The 4,044-nt window shown below is 61.0% G+C and carries 2 protein-coding genes; both read right to left on the bottom strand.

Annotated elements, in window-relative coordinates:
• The coding region (gene odhB, locus AC1D1X_RS17385; protein WP_477698751.1) for a 2-oxoglutarate dehydrogenase complex dihydrolipoyllysine-residue succinyltransferase at positions 1 to 1,059 on the bottom strand (1,059 nt) is incomplete at its 3' end.
• A gap of 57 nt (positions 1,060 to 1,116) precedes the next feature.
• Entirely contained in the window at positions 1,117 to 4,005 is a 2,889-nt protein-coding gene (locus AC1D1X_RS17380; RefSeq protein WP_477669344.1) for a 2-oxoglutarate dehydrogenase E1 component, read from the bottom strand.
• Positions 4,006 to 4,044: the final 39 nt, after the last annotated feature.

Raw genomic sequence — 4,044 nt, 5'->3', positions numbered from 1 at the left:
GGGCGTGGACAACATGGAGCCGAAAACACCGCCATTGGAGATCGAGAAAGTACCGCCGGACATTTCTTCAATGCCCAGCTTGCCGTCGCGTGCCTTGGCACCGTATTCGGCAATCTTCTTCTCGATGTCGGCAAAGCTCATCTGGTCTGCATTGCGCAGAATGGGCACCACCAGGCCGCGCGGGGAACCGACGGCGATGCCGATATCGAAGTAGCCGTGGTAAACGATGTCATTGCCGTCAACCGATGCGTTGAGTACAGGGTACTTCTTCAGCGCATGCACAGCGGCCTTGACGAAGAAGCTCATGAAGCCGATCTTCACGCCGTGTTCTTTTTCAAACTTTTCCTGGAAACGCTTGCGCATTTCCATCACAGGCGCCATGTTCACTTCATTGAACGTGGTCAGGATGGCGTTGGTGGCCTGCGATTGCAGCAGGCGCTCGGCGATACGCGCGCGCAGGCGGCTCATGGGCACGCGCTGCTCAGGGCGGTCACCCAGATCGGAAGGTTTGGCGGAAGCAGCAACCTGCGGCAAGGCCGCAGTAGGCACGCCTGTGGGAATGGCAACAGCAGCGGCCGGCTTGGCACCGCCAGCAGCCGCACCGAGGACATCGCCCTTGGTGACGCGACCATCCTTGCCAGTCCCGGGCACCGAGCCGGCAGCCAGGTTATTGTCGGCCATCAACTTGGCTGCAGCGGGCATGGGAACGCCAGCCATGGAACCACCGGCTGCGGGAGCAGGTGCGGAGGCCACAGCAGCGGCAGGTGCTGCAGCGGCGGCCGCCGGGGCGGCTGCAGGAGCAGCGGCACCCGCTTTGCCTTCGGTGTCGATCCGGGCAATCACCTGATCTGACACCACCGTGCCGCCGTCCGCGACGACCAGCTCGGTCAGCACGCCGGCGGAAGGCGCCGGCACTTCCAGCACCACCTTGTCGGTTTCGATCTCAATCAGGATTTCATCCACAGCGATTGCATCACCGACTTTTTYCTTCCACTGCAGCATGGTGGCCTCGGCCACGGACTCGGACAACTGGGGGACTTTGACTTCTACGATAGCCATGTTGATTCTTTCGGGTTCGTTCTTGTGTTCGTGTTCTTGGTTCGGGGAGGGGCGACCTTATTTGGTCAGCACAAAGCCCTTGAGCTTGGCAAACGCGCCGTCCACCAGCGCCTTTTGCTGCTCCTGGTGCAGGTGCGAATAACCCACAGCCGGTGATGCCGAAGCAGCACGGCCGGAATAGCCCAGTTTTTGACCTTCGAACATGTTCTCGTGGATGTAGTGCTGCACAAAGAACCAGGCACCCTGATTTTGTGGCTCGTCCTGGCACCACACGATGTCGGTGGCGTTCGGGTACTTTTTCAGCTCGGCCGCAAAAGCCTTGTGCGGGAACGGATAAAGCTGCTCAACACGAATAATGGCCGTATCGTCAATGCCCTTTTCTTCACGTTTCTTGGCCAGGTCGTAATACACCTTGCCCGAGCACGCGATGATGCGCTTGACCTTGTCTGCCTTCTTGTTGATGTCATCCTTGGTCTCGGGGATGATGGTCTGGAACCCACCCTTGGTGAATTCGGACAGCGGCGAGGTGGCGTCCTTGTTCCGCAGCAGCGACTTGGGCGTCATGATGACCAGCGGCTTGCGCAGGTTGCGCACCATCTGGCGGCGCAACACGTGGAAGATCTGGCTGGCGGTCGTCGGTTGCACCACCTGCATGTTGGTGTCCGCCGACAGTTGCATGAAACGTTCCAGGCGTGCCGAACTGTGCTCCGGGCCCTGGCCTTCATAGCCGTGCGGCAGCATCAGCGTGATACCGTTGACACGGCCCCACTTCACTTCACCGGAAGCGATGAACTGGTCGATCACGACCTGCGCGCCATTGGCGAAGTCGCCGAACTGGGCTTCCCAGATCACCAGCGTGTTCGGATCGTTCGAGGCATAGCCGTATTCAAACGCCAGAACGGCCTCTTCCGACAGGATGGAGTCGATGACAACGAACGGAGCCTGGTTGTCGGCCACGTTCTGCAGCGGCACATAGGTGCCGGTGTCGAACTTTTCGCGATTCTGGTCGTGAATGACGGCATGGCGGTGCGTGAACGTGCCGCGTCCGCAATCTTCGCCCGACAGGCGCACCGGGTAGCCACTTGCCACCAGTGAGGCAAACGCCATGTGCTCGCCCATGCCCCAGTCCACAGGGACGTCGCCGCGGCCCATGGCTGCGCGGTCGTCATACACCTTCTTGACCAGCTGATGCGGCGTCACGGTCGCGGGAATGGCCGTGATCTTGTCGGCCAGGCGCTTCCACTCGGCCATCGGGATCGCGGTGTCACCGGCATCGGTCCACTTCTTGCCCAGGTAAGGCACCCAGTCAACCGCATACTTGCTCTTGAAGTTGGTGAGAACCGGATCAAAGGTGCTCTTGCCGGCATCCAGCGCGGCGCGCGTGGCCTTGACCATGTCGTCGCCCAGGGTGTCGCCCATGCCCTGTGCCGTCAGTTTGTCGGCGTACAGGCGGCGGGTGCCGGGGTGCTGTGCAATCTTCTTGTACATCAGCGGCTGGGTCAGCGCAGGCGTGTCCTGTTCGTTGTGACCCAGCTTGCGGAAGCAGATGATGTCGACCACGACATCCTTCTGGAACTCCATGCGGAACTCGAGGGCCAGCTGGGTAGCCAGCACCACGGCTTCCGGGTCGTCGCCATTGACGTGCAGCACCGGCGCTTCAATCATCTTGACGACGTCGGAGCAGTACAGCGTCGAGCGGCTGTCGCGCGGGTCGCTGGTGGTGAAACCGATCTGGTTGTTGATCACGATGTGGACCGTTCCGCCGGTGAAATAACCGCGGGTTTCGGCCAGCGCCAGCGTTTCCATCACAACGCCCTGCCCTGCAAAAGCGGCATCACCGTGCACCAGCACCGGCAGTACCTGCAGGCCTTTGGGATCGGCGCGACGGTCCATGCGGGCGCGTACCGAACCTTCAACCACGGGATTGACGATTTCCAGGTGAGAGGGATTGAAAGCCAAAGTCAGGTGGACCGGGCCGCCAGGGGTGGTCACGTCGGAGCTGAAGCCCTGGTGGTATTTGACGTCACCGCTTGGCAGGTCTTCAGGCGCGGTGTGGTCGAACTCGGCGAACAGGTCGGCGGGGACTTTGCCCAGGGAATTGACCAGCACATTCAGGCGGCCGCGGTGGGCCATGCCGATCACTATTTCCTGCACGCCCTTGATACCGCCCTGCTGGATCAGCTCGTCCATGCAGGCGATGAAGCTTTCGCCGCCTTCCAGCGAAAAGCGCTTCTGGCCGACGTACTTGGTGTGCAGGAAACGCTCCAGGCCTTCGGCTGCGGTCAGCCGGTCCAGGATGTGGAGCTTCTTTTCCTTGGTGAAATTGGGTTTGCTGCGAATCGATTCGAGCTTTTGCTGCCACCAGCGCTTGTGGTTCTGGTCGGTCGCGTACATGTACTCGGCGCCAATCGTGCCGCAGTAGGTTTCGCGCAGCGCGTTCATGAGCTCGCGCAGGCTCATGGTGTCTTTGCCGAAGAACGTGTTGCTGGTGTTGAACACGGTTTCCTGGTCGGCGTCGCTGAAACCGTAGAAAGACGGCTCCAGTTCGGGAATCTTGTCGCGTTCGGCACGCTTGAGTGGATCCAGGTCGGCCCAGCGTGCGCCGACGTTGCGGTAGGCGGCGATCAGTTGCTGGACGGCCGTGCGCTTGCGGCCCATTTCGGAGTCGGCGCCGCTGGCGACCACAACTTTGGTCTGGCCCTGCTTGGCGCGCTCGGCAAAGGCGTTGACGACCGGCAGATGCGGAACGTCCTTGGCATTGCTGCCGTCGACGGCGGGAACGTGCTGGAGTGCGTCGAAATACTCGCGCCAGTTGTCGGGCACGCTGCCGGGGTTGGCAAGGTAGTTTTCGTACATCTCTTCGACATAGGGCGCGTTGCCGCCGAAGAGATAGGTGTTGCCTTGATAGGCTGAATAGACGGACGATGCCGTCGGGATGGAACTCATATCCGCTGACCTCCGTTTCCCTTGGGGAAACATTAGCTG

It is taken from the genome of Polaromonas sp. P1_G4, from assembly GCF_056405475.1.
This window is presented reverse-complemented; position numbering and strand designations above follow the sequence as displayed.

Bases quoted from the DNA above. Each gene is read 5' to 3' on its own strand.
- AC1D1X_RS17380 (WP_477669344.1), bottom strand. From the start codon at position 4,005: ATGAGTTCCATCCCGACGGCATCGTCCGTCTATTCAGCCTATCAAGGC.